21 protein-coding genes are annotated in these 20,772 nt (G+C 56.8%); 9 read left to right on the top strand and 12 right to left on the bottom strand.

What is annotated here, in order from left to right; genetic code table 11:
- Positions 1-345, bottom strand: coding sequence for a succinate dehydrogenase, hydrophobic membrane anchor protein (gene sdhD / locus ACSMDR_RS00845; protein WP_005896890.1), 345 nt, complete (start codon positions 343-345; stop codon positions 1-3).
- A complete protein-coding gene (gene sdhC, locus ACSMDR_RS00840; RefSeq protein WP_005896892.1) occupies positions 339-728 on the bottom strand; it encodes a succinate dehydrogenase cytochrome b556 subunit in 390 nt (129 codons plus the stop codon). Before sdhC ends, sdhD begins: the two co-directional genes overlap by 7 nt.
- Before the next feature lie 434 nt (positions 729-1,162).
- On the opposite strand from sdhC, the gene ACSMDR_RS00835 reads away from it, so the two are divergent.
- Positions 1,163-2,449 (top strand): citrate synthase, encoded by a 1,287-nt coding sequence (locus ACSMDR_RS00835; RefSeq protein ID WP_005896894.1) that lies wholly within the window; start codon positions 1,163-1,165, stop codon positions 2,447-2,449.
- Between the two features lie 99 nt (positions 2,450-2,548).
- The gene (locus ACSMDR_RS00830) at positions 2,549-2,866 is read left to right on the top strand and encodes a DUF4377 domain-containing protein (RefSeq protein WP_436466699.1); all 318 of its coding nucleotides are present in this window, start codon (positions 2,549-2,551) and stop codon (positions 2,864-2,866) included.
- Positions 2,867-2,932: 66 nt separating this feature from the next.
- Here the strand turns inward: ACSMDR_RS00830 and fbp are convergent, their stop codons facing one another.
- Positions 2,933-3,961: a class 1 fructose-bisphosphatase gene (fbp, locus tag ACSMDR_RS00825; protein ID WP_040318971.1), complete on the bottom strand. Its 1,029-nt coding sequence runs from the start codon at positions 3,959-3,961 to the stop codon at positions 2,933-2,935.
- A gap of 424 nt (positions 3,962-4,385) precedes the next feature.
- Here fbp and ACSMDR_RS00820 point away from each other — a divergent pair, with 424 nt between their 5' ends.
- Entirely contained in the window at positions 4,386-6,002 is a 1,617-nt protein-coding gene (locus ACSMDR_RS00820; RefSeq protein ID WP_436466698.1) for a peptide ABC transporter substrate-binding protein, read from the top strand.
- A gap of 72 nt (positions 6,003-6,074) precedes the next feature.
- On the opposite strand, the gene ACSMDR_RS00815 is transcribed toward ACSMDR_RS00820, so the two are convergent.
- The 3 genes from ACSMDR_RS00815 to sixA form a co-directional block, all read right to left on the bottom strand.
- Positions 6,075-6,977 carry a DMT family transporter gene (locus tag ACSMDR_RS00815; protein ID WP_436466697.1) on the bottom strand — a complete coding sequence of 301 codons (903 nt, stop codon included), beginning with the start codon at positions 6,975-6,977 and terminating at the stop codon, positions 6,075-6,077.
- A gap of 215 nt (positions 6,978-7,192) precedes the next feature.
- A complete protein-coding gene (locus ACSMDR_RS00810) occupies positions 7,193-7,399 on the bottom strand; it encodes a DUF1107 domain-containing protein (RefSeq protein WP_005896903.1) in 207 nt (68 codons plus the stop codon).
- 117 nt (positions 7,400-7,516) lie between these two features.
- Positions 7,517-7,996, bottom strand: a complete 480-nt coding sequence (gene sixA / locus ACSMDR_RS00805) for a phosphohistidine phosphatase SixA (protein WP_436466695.1) — start codon at positions 7,994-7,996, stop codon at positions 7,517-7,519.
- A gap of 162 nt (positions 7,997-8,158) precedes the next feature.
- Here sixA and ACSMDR_RS00800 point away from each other — a divergent pair, with 162 nt between their 5' ends.
- The gene (locus tag ACSMDR_RS00800) at positions 8,159-10,933 is read left to right on the top strand and encodes an insulinase family protein (protein WP_436466694.1); all 2,775 of its coding nucleotides are present in this window, start codon (positions 8,159-8,161) and stop codon (positions 10,931-10,933) included.
- Between the two features lie 310 nt (positions 10,934-11,243).
- Here the strand turns inward: ACSMDR_RS00800 and ACSMDR_RS00795 are convergent, their stop codons facing one another.
- Positions 11,244-11,891, bottom strand: a complete 648-nt coding sequence (locus tag ACSMDR_RS00795) for a thiopurine S-methyltransferase (protein WP_436466693.1) — start codon at positions 11,889-11,891, stop codon at positions 11,244-11,246.
- 206 nt (positions 11,892-12,097) lie between these two features.
- Positions 12,098-13,450, bottom strand: a complete 1,353-nt coding sequence (locus tag ACSMDR_RS00790) for a protein kinase (RefSeq protein ID WP_436466692.1) — start codon at positions 13,448-13,450, stop codon at positions 12,098-12,100.
- 257 nt (positions 13,451-13,707) lie between these two features.
- On the opposite strand from ACSMDR_RS00790, the gene ACSMDR_RS00785 reads away from it, so the two are divergent.
- The 5 genes from ACSMDR_RS00785 (at position 13,708) to ACSMDR_RS00765 (ending at position 17,432) form a co-directional block, all read left to right on the top strand.
- Positions 13,708-14,238 carry a MarR family winged helix-turn-helix transcriptional regulator gene (locus ACSMDR_RS00785; protein WP_436466691.1) on the top strand — a complete coding sequence of 177 codons (531 nt, stop codon included), beginning with the start codon at positions 13,708-13,710 and terminating at the stop codon, positions 14,236-14,238.
- Complete coding sequence (locus ACSMDR_RS00780) at positions 14,235-15,017, top strand: HEAT repeat domain-containing protein (RefSeq protein WP_436466690.1); 783 nt, start codon at positions 14,235-14,237, stop codon at positions 15,015-15,017. The genes ACSMDR_RS00785 and ACSMDR_RS00780 overlap by 4 nt, the downstream gene beginning before the upstream one ends.
- A complete protein-coding gene (locus ACSMDR_RS00775) occupies positions 15,014-15,385 on the top strand; it encodes a DUF6616 family protein (RefSeq protein WP_436466689.1) in 372 nt (123 codons plus the stop codon). The genes ACSMDR_RS00780 and ACSMDR_RS00775 overlap by 4 nt, the downstream gene beginning before the upstream one ends.
- A gap of 403 nt (positions 15,386-15,788) precedes the next feature.
- Complete coding sequence (locus ACSMDR_RS00770) at positions 15,789-16,553, top strand: SDR family oxidoreductase (RefSeq protein ID WP_436466688.1); 765 nt, start codon at positions 15,789-15,791, stop codon at positions 16,551-16,553.
- Positions 16,554-16,604: 51 nt separating this feature from the next.
- The gene (locus ACSMDR_RS00765; RefSeq protein ID WP_436466687.1) at positions 16,605-17,432 is read left to right on the top strand and encodes a bifunctional transcriptional activator/DNA repair enzyme AdaA; all 828 of its coding nucleotides are present in this window, start codon (positions 16,605-16,607) and stop codon (positions 17,430-17,432) included.
- A 432-nt stretch (positions 17,433-17,864) separates the two neighbouring features.
- On the opposite strand, the gene ACSMDR_RS00760 is transcribed toward ACSMDR_RS00765, so the two are convergent.
- From ACSMDR_RS00760 to ACSMDR_RS00745, 4 genes are all read right to left on the bottom strand, one after another.
- Entirely contained in the window at positions 17,865-18,656 is a 792-nt protein-coding gene (locus ACSMDR_RS00760; protein ID WP_436466686.1) for an AbiTii domain-containing protein, read from the bottom strand.
- 65 nt (positions 18,657-18,721) lie between these two features.
- Positions 18,722-19,390, bottom strand: coding sequence for a hypothetical protein (locus ACSMDR_RS00755; RefSeq protein WP_436466685.1), 669 nt, complete (start codon positions 19,388-19,390; stop codon positions 18,722-18,724).
- Positions 19,391-19,462: 72 nt separating this feature from the next.
- On the bottom strand, positions 19,463-19,882 hold the full coding sequence (locus ACSMDR_RS00750; RefSeq protein WP_436466684.1) for a YkgJ family cysteine cluster protein: 420 nt from the start codon (positions 19,880-19,882) through the stop codon (positions 19,463-19,465).
- A 316-nt stretch (positions 19,883-20,198) separates the two neighbouring features.
- A complete protein-coding gene (locus ACSMDR_RS00745; RefSeq protein WP_436466683.1) occupies positions 20,199-20,480 on the bottom strand; it encodes a hypothetical protein in 282 nt (93 codons plus the stop codon).
- Positions 20,481-20,772 lie beyond the last annotated feature (292 nt).

The following is a 20,772-nucleotide window of genomic DNA, read 5'->3' as shown; positions in this document are numbered from 1 at the left end:
TTATACACCCCACAGCACGACGAAAGCCGTCATCAGATAGACAAACAAGACCACTACCAGGGCAAATTGCAGCGCGCCCCGTAGACCTACCGGCTTGATATAGTCGGTCAGCACCTGCCACAGACCAATCCAGGCATGGATCAGCACGGAGAAGAGGGCCAACAGGGTGAACACCTTGGTGAAGGTGCTGGCAAAGAAGCCGACCCAGACGTCATAGGTGATGTCGTTGAAGGCGACGAATCCCACCAGATAAAGGGTGTAAAACGTCATGATGAGAGCGGTGGCGCGGATCAGGATGTAATCGTGAACGCCGCTGCGCCCGAAGGTTGCAGAATTGGTTACCATACCAGTACCCCCGCCAATACCGCCAAAACGCCGGTGATCACGAAGGCCACACGGGCGCTCTGTGAGCCGGATTCCAACTCTTCCCAATAACCCATGTCCATGATCAGGTGACGAATACCAAGCACGATATGGTAGGCGAGCGCCGTCAGGATCCCCCAGAACACGAGCTTGACCAGGAAGTTGTCCAGGATGGACATGACTGTGTCAAAACCCTCGGGAGAGGAAAGGGAAGTACCAAGCATCCACAGCAAGATGGAAAGCGCCACAAAGGTGATCACCCCTGAGACACGATGCAAGATGGAAGCGATGGCGGTGACAGGAAAGCTGATAGTCTGTAGGTCGAGGTTTACAGGTCTCTGTTTATTTTTCACGGCTTTGCCCACTCAGCTCCATTGAGCACGTTAGTTATTGTTTTCACAAACTATTGAGGGCACGGAGTGGCATTTGTTAGGTTTTTGTTACCAAAACAACTCGGAAAAGCCAAAAATAACATTTTCATTATCACATCTGGCTTTGCGAAAGCGTTTCAAACACCGACAGCCATCACCCACGAGGCGCAGTATATCGGCGGGCTTAACCAATGACAATCAAATAGCTACAAAGAAAACCCAAAACCGTAAACCAGATCTCACATCCTGTTTAACAAGGCATTAATGATCATTCAGCAAAATTGACAAGGGGGGTGATCTCTGGTTCAAATAAGGCGCTCCAGCCGCCCCCCGGGGAAGAAAAGGGTGAGAAACCTTTTTGCCTGAGTCATCAATCTCGTAATAGAGTACGACTGGAACTAATTATAAAAGAGCAAAGGAGACGTGCTATGGCTGATAAAATAGCCACCCTACACTTACCCGGAAAAGAGCCGGTAGAACTGCCGATCCTGTCCGGAACTCTTGGACCCGATGTCATTGACGTCAGAAAACTGGGCGCCCAGGGTTATTTCACCTTCGACCCCGGCTTTATGGCCACAGGTTCTTGTAAATCCTCCATTACTTACATCGATGGCGATCAGGGTGTCTTGCTGCACCGTGGTTACCCCATTGCCCAGTTGGCTACCCAAGCTAGCTATCTGGAAGTCTGCTACATACTGCTGTACGGCGAAGCGCCTACCAAGGCCCAGTACGCCGAGTTCGAACGTATGGTCATGCGTCATACCATGGTCCATGAACAGATCGTTTACTTCTTCCGCGGCTTCCGCCGTGATGCCCACCCCATGGCCATCATGTGTGGTGTAGTCGGTGCCCTGTCCGCCTTCTATCATGACGCGCTGGACATCAACAACGAGCAGCACCGCGAGATCTGCGCCTTCCGCCTGCTCTCCAAGATGCCTACGCTGGCGGCCATGAGTTACAAATACTCGGTCGGTCAGCCCTTCATGCATCCGCGCAACGGCCTCTCCTATGCAGGCAACTTCCTGCATATGATGTTTGGTGTGCCGACCGAAGAGTACAAGGTTAACCCCATCGTCGAGCGCGCCATGGATCGCATCTTTACTCTGCATGCGGATCATGAGCAGAACGCCTCTACCTCTACCGTGCGACTGGCAGGCTCCTCCGGTGCCAACCCCTTCGCCTGTATCTCCGCCGGGATCGCTTCCCTGTGGGGACCGGCTCATGGTGGAGCCAACGAAGCCTGTCTCAAGATGCTCGAGGAGATCGGCTCTGTGGATCGCATCCCCGAGTTCATCGAGAAGGCCAAGGACAAGAACGATCCCTTCCGCCTCATGGGTTTTGGCCATCGCGTCTACAAAAACCACGATCCCCGTGCCCAGGTCATGCGTCAGACCTGCCACGAGGTACTCGAAGAGCTGCAGATCAAGGATCCGCTGCTGGCCGTGGCCATGGAGCTGGAACGCATTGCACTGTCCGACGCCTACTTCATCGAGAAGAAGCTCTACCCGAACGTGGACTTCTACTCCGGCATCATCATGAAGGCTATCGGTATCCCGATCAGCATGTTCACCGTGATCTTCGCCATGTCCCGTACCATCGGCTGGATTGCCCACTGGAACGAAATGCTGTCGGATCCGGATCAGAAGATTGGCCGCCCGCGCCAGCTCTATATCGGCGCTTCAGAGCGAGAATTCACCCCCCTGGAACAGCGCTGATCGGCGCTTTTCATGCAAGGTGATCAGGAAGGCGGTCATTGACCGCCTTTTTTTTTCGCGTTTTAATCCCCGCTTGAATTTGCCAACGAGACCATGCCCATGAAATTCCCCCTACTTGCCGCCGCCCTGATGCTGGCTGGCTGCCAACAGGTCACTGCCCCAGAGGGGGAGACCCTCTTCGTCAATGCCGCACTGGTGCCCTGCATCGGGGTCGGTCCCATGCAGTGCATGCAGGTCAAAGAGAGCAAGGAGCAGGACTGGACGCTGTTTTACAATCATATTCAAGGCTTTACATTCGAGCCTGGTTATCTGTACGAGCTGAAGATTGCCAAATTCAAGGTGGACAATCCCCCCGCCGATGCCCCCAACATACGCTACGAGCTGTTACAGCTGGTGAGTAAACAGGCTGCTAACTGAGCCGCAGGCACAATGAAAAAGGCCGCTTTCGCGGCCTTTTTCATTGTGGCATCCAGGTGGTTTGACTCAGCACTTGGTCTCTTCGTGGGCGGAATACTCTGCCATGAGCGCTTCGGCTCGCTCGACCATTTGTGTCGAACCCACAAAATAAGGGGTGCGCTGATGCAGGGCTGTCGGTTGTATGTCCATGATGCGACGGAAACCGTCTGAGGCCTTGCCACCCGCCTGTTCTACCAGGAAAGCAAGGGGGTTGCACTCATAGAGCAGACGCAGTTTGCCATTGGGTGAGTTGGTGCCGGACGGATAGATGTAGATCCCCCCCTTGAGCAGATTGCGGTGAAAATCCGATACCAAGGAGCCGATATAACGGGCGGTATAGGGTCGGTGAGTCGCCTCGTCCAGTTCCTGACAATATTTGAGGTACTTCTTCACCCCGTCCGGGAACTTGATGTAGTTGCCCTCGTTGATCGAGTAGATCTTGCCCTCTTGAGGAACCCGCATGTTCTCATGGGAGAGGCAGAAACAGCCGATGGAGGGATCATAGGTAAAACCGTTGACTCCGAACCCGGTGGTGTAAACCAGCATGGTGGAGGAACCATAGACCACATAACCTGCGGCAACCTGTTGATGGCCCGGCTGCAGGAAGTCATTCAGCTCCACGGGAGTGCCCGGCTCGCTGACGCGACGGTAGATGGAGAAGATGGTCCCGACCGAGACGTTGACGTCTATGTTGGAGGAGCCATCCAGGGGATCAATCAGTACCACATATTTGGAGTGCGCCGAGAGAGCCGAATCGAAGGCGACGAAGTCCTCTTCCTCCTCAGAGGCCATGCCACACACTTCCCCCCTCGCTTCCAGCGCTGCCTTGAAGCGCTCGTTGGCGTAGACATCCAGCTTCTGCTGCTCTTCACCCTGCACGTTCGAGGATCCCACCGAGCCCATGATATCGGCCAGTCCCGCTTTGTTGATCTCCCGGTTGACCACCTTGGCTGCGAGGCGAATGGAGCTGAGCAAGGAGCTGAGTTCGCCGGTCGCGGTCGGATAGTCCGCCTGTTTTTTGACGATGTACTCACCCAGGGTGATCATGTTCTTCATTATGTTTCCTTTGAGCGTTTCCGTTGGCGGTGAAAACGTTTGCAGGGCGGCACAAAAAAAGTGCCGAGCCCGGCATCGTTATTATGTAACCTAATGTAACGTTGAAATTTTGTTTTTGCAGCGAATTAACTCGTTGAATTTATGTTCAAAAATGCTTGCCGCACTAGGGTAAACCCCAGCTGAGTTGTTCATTTCAGGGCGATTTCTCCAAGTTAATTCGCTGTGATATATCTGGCGATCCTGATGACGCCCCTCTCCTGCCATCAAGCCGGCCTATGCGCTATCCCCTCCCCCTGCTCGGTTGTCAAACTGCCCGCAATTCCCGGATGTTGACGCCATGGGCCCCCGCTCACCTCTTGAGCTTTAACCATGGATATCGCACACTGGGACCGCTTTGGAAGCATTAAAAACATAAGGATATTCAATGAAGAAGACCCTAATCGCAGGTGCAGTGCTTGCCCTGTTCTCGCTGCCCGCTCTGGCGGCTCAGGTGCCGGCTGGCACCAAGCTGCTCCCCCCCGACCAGCAGACCTTCGTGCGCAATATTGGCGCTGAGCCAGCCTCCATCGATCCTCAGTTGGTGGAAGAAAGTTCAGGCAGCGAGATCGTCAACGACCTGTTTGAAGGCCTTTATACCGTGAACGGGGATGGCAAGCTCACACCGGCTGGCGCCCTGAGCTATGACGTGGATGCCAGCGGCACCGTCTATACCTTCAAACTCAGGCCCGATGCCAAGTGGTCCAACGGTGAGCCAGTGACGGCGGCAGACTATGTCTATGGCTGGCAGCGGGCCGCAGATCCCAAGACGGCCTCCAACTACGCCTGGTTTATCGAGCTGACCGGTGTGATCGGCGCCAGCGAGGTGCTGGCAGGCAAGCAAAGCCCGGATACCCTTGGCATCGAGGCCATCGATGCGCATACCCTGCGGATCCGCCTCAAGGCCCCGGTGCCCTTCTTCCTCAAGACACTCTCACACTACACCACCTTCCCGGCGCCACGGGCGACCATCGCCAAATTTGGCCAGGAGTGGGTCAAACCGGGCAATATCGTCTCCAACGGTGCCTACGTGCTCAAGGAGTGGACCCCCAACGAGCGGCTGGTGGCCGAGCGCAATCCCCATTACTGGGACAATGCCAACACGGTGATCAACAAGGTGCTCTATCTGGAGATAGTGGCCGACACCGCCGCCTACAATCGCTATCGGGCTGGCAGCCTGCACTACACCAGCTATCCCCTTGAGCAGTATCCCATATTGAAGAAATCGACCCCGGGCGAGCTGCTCAACGTGCCTCTCCTGGCCAGCTATTACTATGTGTTCAACACCCAGCGCAAACCCTTTGACGATCCTCGGGTGCGCAAGGCGCTCTCCTTGGCCATAGATCGCGATACCATCACCGGCAAGATCCTGGGTCAGGGACAGATCTCGGCCTACAGCTTCACTCCACCCATCGTCGACGGCTTCGAGCTAAAACAACCCCTCAGTCAGCAGATGAGCAAGGAAGAGCGGGTCAAGGAGGCCAAAGCCCTGCTGGCAGAGGCCGGTTATGGCCCGGACAATCCATTGGATGTGGATATTCTCTACAACACCAACGAAGGCCACAAGAAGATAGCCCTGGCCATCTCCTCCATGTGGAAACACAACCTGGGGGTCAAATCCGAGCTCAACAACATGGAGTGGAAGACCATGGTCTCCGCCCTCAACGAGGGGGATTTCGGGGTGAGTCGCTACTCCTGGAATGGCGACTACAACGATGCCTCCACCTTCCTCGATATCATGACCTCCACCAGCTCGGCCAACAGCGGCAAATGGGTCAACAAGCAATATGATGCCCTGCTCGCCCAGGCCCATGATTCACAAGATCCGGCCGAGCGCAACCAACTCTACCAGCAGGCCGAGGTGATCCTCGACAAGGAGGCACCCATCGCTCCCGTCTACTTCTATGTGAAGTCGCGTCTGCTCAAGCCCTTTGTGAAGGGCTATCCCTACCACAACCCGCAGGATCTGGTCTATTCCAAAGATATGTACCTGATAGCCCAGTAGTGACTCAAGCTTGAGTTGACCTGGATACGAAACAGCCCCGCACTGCGGGGCTGTTGCTTTTATTACTGCCCGTTAGCTCACGGGTACCGCCTTGCGACTGACGATGGGTTTGACCATCAACTGGGCAATCAGTACCCCAAACAGGGTGAGGCCGCCGCCTATCAGGTGATAAGGGGTGAGGGTCTCCCCCAGCAGACTGACCGCCAATACCGCCGTCATGATGGGTAACAAGTTCATGAAGATAGCCGTACGGTTGGCTCCCAGACGCGAGATGCCCTGCATCCAGAGCCAGGGGGAGAGAGCCGAGGTGGGGATGCCTGCGTAGAGGATGAGCCAGAGTGCACGGCTGTCGGGCAGCGTGCCATCGTTGAGCAAGAAGAAGGGGGTAAGAAACAACAAGCTGCACAGCACCTGGCCGTAGAGCATGGTCCAGCTGTCCAGTCCAAGCTGCCAGCGCTTGAGCAGCACGCTGTAGAGGGCATAGGTGAGTGCCGACATCAACATATAGAGAGAGCCTGCCTGAACGCCCTGCTGGAGTAACTGGGCGGGATTGCCCTGCCCCAGCAACACCAGCAGGCCAAGCAGGGAGATGAGTCCACCGAGCAGCGCGCCCCAACTGGGGCGCTCATGCAGCACCCAGGCGCTGAGCAATACCGTCAGCAACGGCGTCAAGCCCATCATCAAGCCAATCTCGGTAGCGCCAAGGGTGTGAGCCGCGTAATAGCCAAAGGTCTGGTTGAGCACCATGCCAAGCAGCGCCAGCATGGCAAGCTTGCCAAAACCCGCCCTGATCCGGACACGCTGCCGCCAGGCAGATCGGGCAAGAAAGGGGGTCAAAATGAGCGCGGCCACCAGCCAGCGGGACCAGGCCATGGCCGCCGGCGACAATAAACCGACCGACAACTTGCTGACGATACCGTTACCGGCCCAGATGGCCATGCAGGAGAAGGGAAAAAGCACCGCCAATGGAGGCATGATATGTGACACCCGAAGAAACAGGCGCTCATTTTAGGAAGCGCCGTCCTGGGTGCAAGCGCTATTTCATGAGGAATGAGGTGAGGCAGGGTGCAAGTGGCCGATCAGGATGGCGACGGTTCACCCCATGAGGATCCGGTCAGCCCAGGCAGAAACAATCAGACCCTCCGGGGAGGGTCTGGGCACGACGTCGCAAAAGCCGACTGATGACACTATCAAGCCGCGTCCATGTGCAGACGACCTATCATGGCATTGACTTCGACCACCGTCTGACGGTGAGGCAAGTCGGCCTGATTCGGCATCATTAACAGCCCGGACTGGAAGTCGAAGCGGCCACGGCCATGGATGTAAATGCGACCCTTGAAGAAGGTCTTGACGTGCTTTGCCACCATCAGCGGCAGGTATTTTTTAAATACTCTCATCGTTGCAACCTCTATGCAGTTGTACCCGTATGACAGCAGTTTCTGCGAAATGGTTCCCTGAAAATTGGATATTCATCCATGAACAACAATCCGAAACACTGAAAAAACCAAATGTTATCAAATTGTTTCGAGAGGTATTGTATGAGGTCCTGACAACCAGAGCAAGTCACCTTTGCCTTCTTTCCATTCGATGCAAGCGAGCCCTGAGGTAGCAAACATCGGCGCCCCTGCCGCCGGGCTCAACATCTGTACCAGATAGCCAACCAGGGGCAGATGGCTGACCATGAGGATGCTGTCATGCTGCTCGGCCAGGGCGGTGAGATAGCTGGCCACCAGCGCCGGATCGCCGTAAGGGGTGATGTCGCCACTCTCCTCGACGCTGGCCGGTACTGGCAGCACCTGGCTGATTGCCTGCCAGGTCTGACGCGCCCGCAGGTAGTTGCTGTGAATAGCCAACCCGAGACCATTGTCCAATTGAGGGGCCAACCAGCGCGCCATGTGCAGTGACTCGGCAACCCCTTGTTCAGTCAGGGGGCGCTGTTCATCGGTTTTCGCATTCATGCCAGCCTGGCCATGACGCATGATATAAATCTTCATTACAACCTCACCCTGTCGGGCCTGTTTTAACGGCGGGGGGATCTTACCCCGCCCCGCATGGGGAAACAATTGCGCTACCTCTCAGAAAAGGGTTTGCCCATCCTCTATCCGAGGTCGATAATCATCTTTAAATTCAAATAAATCCAACATGAGTCAGCGCCGATGAGCCCCTACGCCAGCCCGAATGACCACAGGCAATATCACTATCTGGAGCTGGCCAACCGGCTCAAGGTACTTCTCATTTGCGACCCTGAGACCGATAAGTCTGCGGCCTCGCTGGCGGTCAATACCGGTCATTTCGACGATCCGAGCGATCGTCAGGGCATGGCCCATTTCCTCGAGCATATGCTGTTTCTCGGCACTGACACCTATCCCAAACCCGGTGAATACCAGCAGTTCATGAATCGCCACGGGGGCAGCAACAACGCCTGGACCGGCACCGAGTTCACCAACTTCTTCTTCGACATAGACAATGACTATTTCGAGCAGGGGTTGGCGCGCTTCTCCCAGTTCTTCATCTGTCCCACCTTCTCGCCCGAATGGGTCGACAAGGAGCGTAACGCGGTCGACTCCGAATACCGGCTCAAGTTGATGGATGACGTGCGTCGCAGCTATCAGGTACACAAAGAGACCGTCAACCCGGCACACCCGTTTTCCAAATTCTCGGTCGGCAATCTCGACACCCTGGCAGATCTACCGGGGCGCAGTTTGCACAGCGACCTGCTGAGGTTCTACGAACAGCACTACAGCGCGGATCGCATGGCCCTGGTGATGCTCTCTCCGGAGTCTATCGCCAACCAATTAACCTGGTGTGAACACTTCTTTGGCCCCATTCTGGACCGTAATCTGGGGATCCCGACCGTGGAGGCCCCCCTCTATCGACTCGAGGATCTGGGGCTCTGCATTGAACAGACGCCGGTCAAAGAGAGTCGCCGTCTGAGCCTCAACTTCCCGCTGCCGCCGGTCGATGCCTATTACGACAAAAAACCACTGACCTTCCTGAGCCATCTCATCGGCTATGAGGGCGATGGCAGCCTGCTCTCCCTGCTCAAGGAGAAAGGCTGGGTCAACCAGTTGGCCGCCGGTGGTGGCGTGAGTGGCAGCAATTTCAAGGACTTTGGCATCAATTTCGGCCTGACCCCGATGGGGATGGACCATGTGGACGACATCATCACACTGCTGTTTGGCTACCTCAAACTCGTCAAGCAGGAGGGGCTGGCCCCCTGGCGGTACGAGGAGAAACAACGGGTGCTGGAGTCGGCGTTCCGCTTCCAGGAGCGCGGCAAGGCGCAAGACACCGTTTCTGGTCTGGTGCTAAATCTCTTCATCTATCAGCCACAAGACTTGCTCTACGGCGACTACATGATGCGCGAGTATGATGAAGAGCTGCTAGCCCGCCTGCTCGCCAAGCTGACCCCTCATAACCTGAGGATCACCCTGACCGCCCCCGGACTGAGTACGGACCGACTGGCCCGCTGGTATCAGACCCCCTACAAGGTGAGCCACATACCGGAGGCAGACAAGATCCGCTGGCAACAGAGCGAGCCTGATGCTGCCCTGCGCTTACCCGACCCCAATCCCTTCATCGCCACGCGCCTGGAGCCCAGGTCGCCGGAACTGGCCACCGACTTGCCTGTCTGCCTGATTGACAGACCAGGTTTTCGGCTATGGCATCTTCATGAGCACCAGTTCAGCGTGCCCAAGGGCAACCTCTACATCGCCATCGACAGTGAACATGCGGTCAAGAGCCCGCGCCACATTGCCATGGCGCGGCTGGCCGTCGAGCTACTGTGCGATCACCTCAACGCCCTCACCTACCCGGCAGAGCTGGCGGGGCTGGGTTACCAGATGTATGCCCATCAGGGCGGCTTCACCATTACCCTGAGTGGTTTTTCCGACAAGCAGGCTCTGCTGCTCGATATGATCCTCGCCAATCGCACCCTGGGCTATCCGGATCCGGCCCGCTTTGCCGCCATCAAGCAGCAACTCATTCGCAACTGGGAGAATCAGGCCAAGACCAGGCCCATCAATCAGCTGTTCAACCAGCTCACCAGCCTGCTGCAACCCAACAATCCGCCCTTCGAACAGTTGCTGCGTCACCTGCGCGAGGTGGAACTCGCTGAGATGCCAGCCTTCGTGCAGCAGTTGTTCAGCCAGGTTCACGTCGAAACCCTGGTACACGGCGACTGGCAAGAGAGCGAAGCCCTGGCCCTGGCGGCCTTGCTCGAGCGCCATCTTGCGCCCTATAGCCAACCGAGCGCAGAGACCCGGCGCCCTCTCATCTCGATCCAGGACAGGGGCACGCTCATCCGCGAACACGGCTGCGAACACGAAGACTCGGCGCTGCTGGTCTACTACCAGTCCCGCACCACCCGGGCCCGGGATCTGGCCTGTTTCACCCTGGCCAATCACATCATGTCGTCCACCTTCTTCCACGAGTTGCGCACCCGCCAGCAACTCGGCTACGTGGTGGGCGCCGGCAACCTGCCCCTCAATCGCCACCCCGGCCTCATCTTCTATATACAGTCGCCAGTGGCCGGGCCCCAGGTGCTGCTCGATGCGGTGGAAGAGTTCATCGACCTCTTCCCGCTAGCCATGCTCGAATTTAGCGAGCAACAGTGGCAAGAGAGCAAGCGCGGCCTGCAGGCCCAGCTGTCCGAGCGCGACGCCAATCTGCGCAGCCGTGGCCAGCGCCTCTGGGTCAGCATAGGCAACAAGGATCTCGGCTTCGATCAGCGCGAGCACGTCTGCGAGGAGGTGGGCAAGCTCAGCCGCGCCGACCTGGTGCGTTTCATCATGGCACTACGCTCACGCACCTCGGACAGATTGATCCTCTGCAGCTATGGCCAAGGGCACGAGCACGATGAGCGCATCACCGGCCAGTTCATCGAAGACCCTAGCCTCTTTCGCCTCAATGCCCTGACCTTCGATGCTTGATCGCTCGCAAACGGTGGCCTGCCCACAAAGAAAAAGCCGACCCAAAAGGGTCGGCTGGAAATACCACCATAAAGACGACTTGCGCCGCCAAACGTGAACATGAGCGTGAAAATCAGGCACTGAGGCGAGTCGGCTTGAGCCATTGCCAGCAGTGATTGAGAAACAGGATCATCTTACTCACAACCCATATCCCCCCGTTGATCTACATCAAAGGAGGTAAAAAAGAGGGGACATGGTCCAAGACCTTGCCCCCTCTTCTCTTCAATCTGCCTGCCGGATCACAAAACCATTCGCTCGGCGCTGACTTGACTCAACCACGGCGGGTGAGTCGATATGCCACTTCATCGAAATAGGAAAGCTGACCGGCAATGACCCTAGGGTGCTCCTGCTCACTGCGCCTGCCCAGTACCTCGACCCTGAAGCTCCTTTCAAACAGGGCGCGCACCGCCAGCTCCCCCACCGAGAAAGGGGGTTGCGCTTGCTGTTCGGGTTGATATTCCAGAGTGATGAGCAGCACCTCCCCCCCCGCCACCATCAGGCGTGCCATCAAGTCGGCGTAATCCTGGCGCATGGCGGTTGGCAAGGCGATGAGTGCAGCCCTGTCATAGGCGAGCTGATAACCGTGGCCAAGCTCTGCGGCGGCGAAGAAGTCGCCTTGATGAAGGGCAATTTCGCCACTCAGATGACGCCGGTAAGGGCCCAGCACATCTTGCTGCACACAGAGCTCCTGCTCTTCAAAAAACTGGCTGACGGCAAGTTCCGAGAGCTCGAAGCCATGTACGGCATTGCCTTGGCGGCTAAGCCAGACCATATCGGCAGACTTGCCACAGAGGGGCACCAACACCGGCCCCTGCTCGGGACGGCCCTGCCAGCAATCTGGCAGAAAGGGATTCACATCAGCCTGATGGAATCCGATCCGGTTCTCTTCCCAACGCTTGTGCCAAAATGCGGCTTCCATCGTCATACCCCTTTATCTAAAGATGTCTCAATATCACAACTTAGCCGCCGCCGTGCAACCCCTGCCCTCCCGCCATAGGCTATTTCTGCCAGACAAAGGATTGCAAAACCAAACGAGATCGCAAGGCCAGGTATATGCCGGTTGATGACACTGCATTGATGACACGGGAAGCGGCGCACTGCTCATCAAGGCAAGCCCGTCTCGGATCAATTGGCCAAGTCATGGGTTGCCTGGATGCCAAGGAGCAGAAGGTGGATCCGCGCGAAGGTGGGCCTTGCGCCTGGCTCCTCCCCCAAACAGGCGGCGCTCAGTCGATGCAGGTCAGCATAGGCCTCACCGTTTGCATCACAGTGCATCAGCAGCTCTTCCAGCAGGCAGCCAAAAGCGCGCACCTCCAGCCGCTCCAAGCCAGCAGCCAGCCCGTGATTGGCGCGATCATAGAGGGAGGCTGCGCCAAAATCCCCGAGCAGGGCGTGGGCCGGTTGGGAAGATCGGCGGGCGAAGAGAATATTGTGACCGTAGAGATCCCCGTGCATGACCCCGGCACCATGCAGATGCTGCGCCGCCGAGGCGATGCCCCGGGCCATCGCCATCACGTCGGGCAGGCTCATACGCAGCCCAGCGGGATAGACGTCCCGGGTGCAGGAGACAAGGCTCGGCGGCTCCGCCAGGTTGGCAAACGCCGGATCTATCCGCTCCATCACCAGCGCCGGCATGCCGGAGGGGTGATCATTGACCCGCCCCATCAGCTTGATGAGGTTGGGGTGGATACCGGATGCCAAGGAAGCCGCCATCTCGCAGCCGGGCAAACCATCGCTGGTCACCGCCCCCTTGAATAGTTTGACCGCCACGGTCTCACCAGGCTGTCCGTCACCAGCCACGCGGGTCGCACTGTGGATCATGCCAGAGGCCCCCTGCCCCAGCAGTTCGCCCACGCTCAGCTCACCCCAGCCAAGGGTGGCGACATGAGCGTCATTCATGGCCCGCGCCTCTTGCCCATCGCTAAAAGGATTGCCGGCGCAGGCAAGCCAACTCAGGCGCGGCAAGGAGAGCAGCCACCTCGGAAAGACCTCAATCCGGTTGGCGGCGATGCGCAGCAGCTCGAGCCGACGGCAGTTGGCGAGACTCGCGGGCAGTTCGCGCAGGCGGTTGCCCGCCAGCATCAGCTTTTGCAGGGCGTCGCACTGGCCAAGCGTGCCGGGCAGACGCTCAATGGCATTGTCGGTCAGGATCAGCCAGCGCAAGCCAGCGGGCAGCGACGCTGCGGGGACTGTGACGATCTGGTTGGCCTTGAAGCCCACCATGGTGAGCGCTGGGCAGCGCCCCAGCACTTCGGGCAACTCGGTGAAGCGGTTCTCGGAGCAGAAGATGATGCGCAGCTTGGTGCACTGCGCCAACTCGTCCGGCAGGTCGCTCAGCTGGTTGCCGGTGAGATCCAGCACCTCCAGCGTCCCCTTGAGAGTCAGGATCTCGGGAGGGAAAACCGCGAGGTTTTCAGCAAGTTTGAGGTGGCGGGCGCCGCATAGTTCGCCTGCACGCAGCTGTTCCAGGGTATGCATGGGATCGTCTCTATCAAGATTCGGGCTTGCGGCGGCTCACTGCGGGGCACTCCCCAGGAGCACAAAGGAGGGGCATTATAGGGAATCACGGCCAAAGATGGCCGATTTTCTTGCAAGGCCTCTTCTTGCAAAGTCACCCACCGCCACACTCCTGCTCCTCGTTGCCATGAACCATCCCGGTCGGCTCTTGTATGGTTGATCATTTGGTTGGCGCCATATAGTATGGCGCCATACAAAGTCATTCGAGACTCACCATCATGATCACGCTGGAACAGAAACACCTCGCCCTGCTCGAGGATGCAGAGCGCCGCGGACAAGCGGACACCGAAAACATACGTGTCTGCTTTGAGGTGTTGACCCTCGCCGCTGCCATCGATCAGGCGTGCGCGGCGCGCCTGGCCCCTCACCGCCTCTCCGAAGGCAAGTTCGTGCTGCTGTTTTTGCTGCGCGACCTGTCACAAGGGCTGGCCCCCCACGAGCTTGCCGTCAAGGCGGGGGTCACACGGGCCACCATCACCGGCCTGCTCGACGGGCTGCAACGGGACGGCCTGCTGGCTCGCCACAGCGACAGCCAGGACAGGCGAAAGATCTCGGTGCGCCTGACAGAGCAGGGCCAGGCCCTGGCGCAGCACCTGCTCGATGAGCACAGCCAGTGGATAGGCTCCCTGTTTGCCGGGTTCGATCAGGCAGAGCGGGAGACCCTGAGCGCCCTGCTCAAGAGGGCCTGGCTCAATGTCATCTCATCCCGGGCAGGCTGCACTGAGGCCGCCACAGAGGAGCACTCATGACACGCAGCCGCATCACGGATATCGCCCCCTCACGCCTCGCCCAGCTCAACCTGGGAGAGAGCGAGACAAGCAACCTGACCGAATGCCTGGCGGTGGATTTTGCCGCCCTGATGCAGTGCACCCTGCCTGCACTCGGGCCCAATGCGCTGGCGTCGATGCAAGCCGCATCAGCGGACGGCATTACCCGGCGCATGGCGCTGGCCGCGCGTCTCATCCTTGAACATGGCGGCATGGCGGCCCTGGACGCGCTCAGCCGCCATCCCTCGGATACCGTGCGGGGCTGGGCCTGTTTCATGGTGGGCGCGAGCGAGGGGCTGTCGCTAGGGGAGCGCCTGGCCCTCATTCGCCCCCTCGCCGATGACCCTCACTTCGGGGTGCGCGAGTGGGCCTGGCTCGCAATGCGCTCGACCATTGCCGCGCAGCTGGAGGAGGCCATTGCCGCCCTGGTGCCCTGGACGGCGGAGCCGTCCGAGCGGCTGCGACGCTTTGCCAGCGAGGCGACTCGGCCCCGCGGCGTCTGGTGTACCCATCTTGCGTCCTTGCGACAAGCGCCGGAGCAGGCCCTGGTGCTGCTCGAGCCCCTCAAGGCCGATCCCGCCCCCTATGTGCAGGACTCCGTCGCCAACTGGCTGAACGATGCGAGCAAAGACAGGCCACAGTGGGTCACTGATCTCTGCGCGCGCTGGTCTCGCGAAAGCCCCTGCCCCGCGACAACCCGGATTTGTCAACGCGCCTTGCGCACCTTGCGCAAGGGCCAACTCCCGAAGGAACCCCTATGACCCACTATCTGGCAGAGCTCTACACCCCCACTCCCGCCTGGCTGGCATTGAGCCAGGCGGCCCGTCAGCAGCTCTTCGAGGCCATTGGCGCAGGCATGGCCAGCCTCGCCGCCCTCGGGGTGGAGCCCATCGCCCTGGGCGAGACCCATGCCGCCACCCTCCATGGCGCAACCCAACCCTTCTTCGCCATCTGGCGCGGGCCGGATGCCGCAGCCATCGAGGCCCTCGTCCAGGGGATAGCCGCATCGGGCTGGCACGACTACTTCGAGACAGTCAACGCCACCGGCGCCGGTGTCTCCCTGGGCGAGCACCTCGCACAGTTGGCCGCCCTGCCCTGCGCCGCCACATCCAGCCCCCCCCTGGCCTGATAACCCCTAAAAGAGCGTTATCCCACCAGGCCTTGCGTCAGTGCCGCCGACTCCGGTGGCACTGTTTTCCATGCCCTGCCCTTGCAAACCCATGACACCACCATATGGGAAAGCGGCGCCACAGCCCCGCTCCCTTCCCACTTCTTTCCCACTCCCTTCAAAAAACGCTGATATCTCCCGATGCCGTGATGGCCCATCGCCGATGGGACAAGTGAGCAAGATCCGGGTCGTCGTGACGAAGGCTCGCAGCCATAGTGCTTTCAAACCAAAAGTGCTTTCGCCCCCCCCAAGGGGTTGAACCAAAGGAGGTTTGAACCAGGAGGGGTTGAACCCATCCACTTGTCTGCCAATCCTGCATGGGCGCCGCCACCTGGCGCCATGCACATCTCGCGAGGGAACTGCCATGTCACAACTGTCCAACAAGGTCGCCATCATCACGGGAGCCAGCTCCGGCATCGGTCGCGCCAGCGCCATCCTGTTTGCACGGGAGGGGGCCAGGGTCGTGCTGGGGGCCCGCCGCCAGCCCGAACTGGATCTGCTGGTGGAGGAGATCAGGGAATTCGGGGGCCAGGCGGTGAGCCTGGCGGGGGATGTGAAAAGCGAATCTTACGCCCGCGCCCTGGTGGAGCTGGCGGTGGGGCGTTTCGGGGGGCTCGATATCGCCTTCAACAACGCCGGCACCACGGGGACGCCGGGCAGCGTGCAGGAGATGGCACTGGCCCAGTGGCATGAGACCCTGGATACCAACCTCACCAGCGCCTTCGTGGGGGCCAAGCACCAGATCCCCGCCATGCTGGCGCGCGGGGGCGGCTCCCTTATCTTTACCTCCACCTTCGTCGGCCATACCCTGGGGCTGCCCGGCATGGCGGCCTATGCCGCGAGCAAAGCCGGCCTCATCGGCCTGACCCAGGTGCTGGCTGCGGAGTTCGGGGCACAAGGGGTGCGGGTCAACGCCCTGCTGCCGGGGGGCACCGACACCCCCATGGGACGGGCCTTTACCGATACGCCGGAAAGCCTCGCCTTTGTGCAGCATATGCATGCCCTCAAACGGCTGGCCCAACCGGAGGAGATCGCCCGCTCGGCCCTTTATCTCGCGTCCGATGCATCGAGCTTTACCACCGGCATTGCCCTGCTGGCCGATGGTGGGGTATCTATTTATCGCACATGACCTTGTCGCATCCAAGATCCTGCGGCTGCAAACCTATCGTGAGAGCGCCTTATGTCTGATTACGCCCGCATCAGTGATGCCATCCGTTTTATCGCAAGCCAGGTGGCGCGCCAGCCCACCCTGGACGAGATAGCGGCACACGTTCACTTAAGCCCCTTTCACTTCCAGCGGCTGTTCAGCCGCTGGGCCGGAGTGACACCCAAACGCTATCTGCAGGTACTGACCCTGGAGCGTGCCAAGGCGCTGCTGCAGGAGTCACGCCCGCTGCTGGAGGTGGCCGATACCCTGGGCCTTAGCAGCGGCTCGCGGCTCTACGATCACTTCGTGCAGCTCGAGGCCGTCACGCCGGGGGAGTACAAGCAACGCGGGGCCGGGCTGGTTATCGATCACGGGGTGCATGACACCCCCTTCGGCCAGGCGTTTGTCGCCCTCACCCCGCGGGGGGTATGCAACTTCTCGTTTCTCGATGACCAGGCCCCAGAGACGCCGCTGGCCGCCCTCGCCCATAACTGGCCCGAGGCGAAGCTGCGGGAGGCGCCATCACGCACCCAAGAGGTCATCCACACCATGTTCGATGGCAGCAAGATGCCGGATCGCCCCATCTCCTTGCACGTGAGCGGCACCAATTTCCAGATCAGCGTCTGGCGGGCCCTGCTCGAGATCCCGCCCGCCAGGGTGGTGAGCTACGCCCAGGTGGCGAGCGCCATCGGCAACCCCAAGGCTGCCCGCGCCGTGGGGCTGGCGGTGGGCGCCAACCCCGTCGCCTTGATGATCCCCTGCCACAGAGTCATCCAGCAAAATGGCAAACTCGGCGGCTATCACTGGGGCGAGACCCGCAAACAGGCGATACACGCCTGGGAGGCGGCGAGGTATGAGTGAGGTGGGGACTGTGATGCTCTGCCTGACAAGGGAAATACAGAGCCTGCTGGTCATAAGGCGATTGCCCATCAGATATCGCCGGACAGTCGTCCGGCGATATCAAGGGAGAGCATGATAGAGAAATGGAGGAGGAGAACGCTTCCTATGACTTAAATGACGGCACGTAGGGCCGTCCTGTTTCAGGTTTTTGTTATGCCTGTGCCGGACTTGTTTCTCTGCTCAATTTTAAAGTGATTAAATCGCCAACAACCATGTATGTATAAACGACATAGCGATCTGCTTCTTCTTTTGACACAATTTCAGCATGAGAACCTTTTTGAGCCGCTTGAAAAATAGCATCTAATCGTTCACCAAGGTATTTGATGTGAGATCCGACGATTTCTTGAAATCGTTCGGATTGGGTGTTTCCTTCTACATAAGCAATTATTCTATTTATATACGCATCTGGGCCAAGCTTTCAATGCGATCTTTACCACCAATGTTTTTGGTTATATCTGCTCTCGAAGGATATAAAACATCAGCTAAATCTTGTAAAACACGACGACAACTATGAACGGCATTAGCCCAATCCTCAGTATTGTCAGAGTCTAAATTGTCATAAATAGCAGTAAATTTCTTAACTGCATTTGGAGTTAGATTCGCAATATTGATGTCTACTACAGACCTTATTCTTGAAAAACTATCTTCTGTGATCGATGAATAACGCAATTCATAATAAACATCACTCAGGTATTGATATATATATGCTCTGCGCTGTCCTATCATTTTAGCTGTTTCACTGATTGAGCTAATTGTTTTTGTTCGCTCGATGCCATTGCCAACCACAGGTGATATAAATTGATTTGGATTACTCGAGCTAATGGATATGTTTGGATCAACAGCAGAACGCAGACGTTCTTTAGCTGCTTGGTTTTCACTTTCTAGCTGTTCAATAGATTTCAATATGGCATATTCGTTTATTTTTTCTTCCTTTTTTTCTTTTGCTACTCTCTTCGCTTTAACTGCTAATGACCATATTTCAGGCTGAACGCCAGTTGGTTCAGAAGGATAACCGCCAGCTTCAAAGAGCATTATTTGTTGCATATCAAAATCACCTGTTATTCTAGCAATCCGGCTTGCTTTCAATGCAATTGACGTTAAAGATGCTTCTGATAACTCAAGTTCCCGGAGTGCTTCTGATGCAATCAATAAAGCTTCTTTTAATATTTCAGACTTTGTTGCCATGATTTGGTCTCGTTGAGTTATCCATCTTTTATGACATAACGTCCCTTGGACGCGCAGTGTTAGGGCTACTTGATGACACCTGTAACCACACCTATTACAAAAAATGCCACGTAGATTACTACCACCGTCAGAAACAAGACAGGGTGCTCTTTAATGAACCGCCTTTGAATTGTAAGTATGCGGATAAATGGTTCTGCTTCCATCGGCAGTCTTGAGACTTTCTCTTCTAGTTCATCTAAGACTTTATTTGACTTCTGCATGTCTTGGCTTTCAATTGATTGTCTTAAGTCCAGAAAAATTGACTCGTAACGTCTAGGGATGACGCGCGTACCTGCTGCTTGGGATTGTTTTATTGATTCCACAAGATCAAGAAGTGTTTTTGAGTAGGCATCTTTCTGTGTTGCATCAAGATGCTTGCTTCTTTGAAAGCGAAGCGATACATCTTCAAAAAGTCTTTCAAGGTCGTACTCTGAGTCAATGCTTGTTTCGACCTCTCTTTCAACAGCATTAAACAGTTGCTTTAGCTTTGCCGTTGTAACTGCTTCCTGAGAAACAAGCATGCCTTCGATTAAATCGATAAGCATTTCTTTTGCTTTTCGAATTCGTTCTCTTCTAATCTTGCGGCCCGAAAACCAAACCCCAATAGGTCCCAAGACAAAGAAAACGAGTCCAACGCCAAGCGAAACCATGATGTTGGAATAGTTGTCATTCCAAAACTTTGCTACTTCTTCCAATCTTTCCCCCTTTGTGCCCTAACGCCCCTATTCAACGACGAGGAGCTTTTCCGAGTCCGTTGCAACGGTTTGTTAACTGAAAAAATCTCGAATATCAGCAACAGGCCTATTTTCATTGAGTCTTTCTGTATACTTCTTAAACTGGAATACTATTGGTATACCTTTTCCGCCTTGCAAACCGTAAAGCTGATGATGTTCATGGGTACTACAGTATTTGGGATCATCCAAAGTATGAAGAGTTCGACAGTTAAATGGCCTAGTTTCGTAAATTGAACATGAATTATCCTTTAAGAAAGGACAGTCACTATTATGACTATTGCTAGGTCGCCTTACGTTTTTAGCCTTTTTCCCAGATACTTTTTCTATATATTTGGCTTCCAAAGTGGTAATTTGAACATCGTTTTTGCAGCACGCGCTACAATGATTGCTACAAACACTAAATGATTTTGCGAATAGACTGAATTTGTTTAAAAACTCGTATACATACTTCAACTTTTCTAACGGTTCATAGGCGACTCCAAAGAGGCCATATCCAGACGACTATCCTAGCGAGCGTGAGAGACAAGAAAAAGCGGAAGGTAGGCGTTTCCCAAGCCAGATCAGAAATTACCCCATCTTGGGGGGCGCATCAGCAGCTCGCATCACCCTCTGGCATCAATATGGGGCATCCAAGCAGAGGGCATCCGGATCAATTGCCCGCATGGCACCTGACGGGCAGGAGTTGCTCCCCCTACCCTGCCCGGATAAACCACAGTCTGCCGCCCTATGTGGACGCGATGGATGAGGCTCTGCCGATCGACCCAAGCACTCAGCACGACAACGTTGGCAACAGGGCCCTCACCCCCTTCGCCAGGGGCAAAATTTTCTCGCAAACGATTGGAAAAAGAAAAGGCGCCTCAAGGGCGCCTTTCACAGTTGTTTTGCATTTGAAACGGTAGTTGGTGCCGGCGACGACCTGAGTGGAGACTTCAAAGGGTACGTACTGCACCCCGACAAATCCTTTCAGCGCCTGATCAAATACCGCCTGATCCTTGGCGGTCAGCTTGTGATATGCGGTCCATCCACCCACCAACACTGCTTGTTCTGACATATCAAACTCTCCGTGCTCTATGATCCCTACTCGTTTGGCTGTTCGGGTTCCGCCCCGTTTATTCAAGTGGTGTCCGGACTCCACCGGGAGCCATACCAGATATCGGTATGCCCGATGACGACAGCGCACATAAAGGTGTTGCTATCGCCACCCTCCCCTTCTGCCACGACCGCCGCCTCACAGCGTCGGTCTCAATTGGCATGGCAGAGCCTAGTGCGAGATCCATAAAACACCCCCTGTCATATATGACAGAGGCAGGGAGGCGAGAAAGTGGCTAGCGAGGGGAAAAGTG

The sequence above is a fragment of the Aeromonas molluscorum genome, assembly GCF_051376105.1.
GTDB classification, from domain to species: domain Bacteria; phylum Pseudomonadota; class Gammaproteobacteria; order Enterobacterales; family Aeromonadaceae; genus Aeromonas; species Aeromonas molluscorum.
Note: the sequence above shows the minus strand (reverse complement) of the source record. Positions and strands in the feature narration are given on the sequence as shown.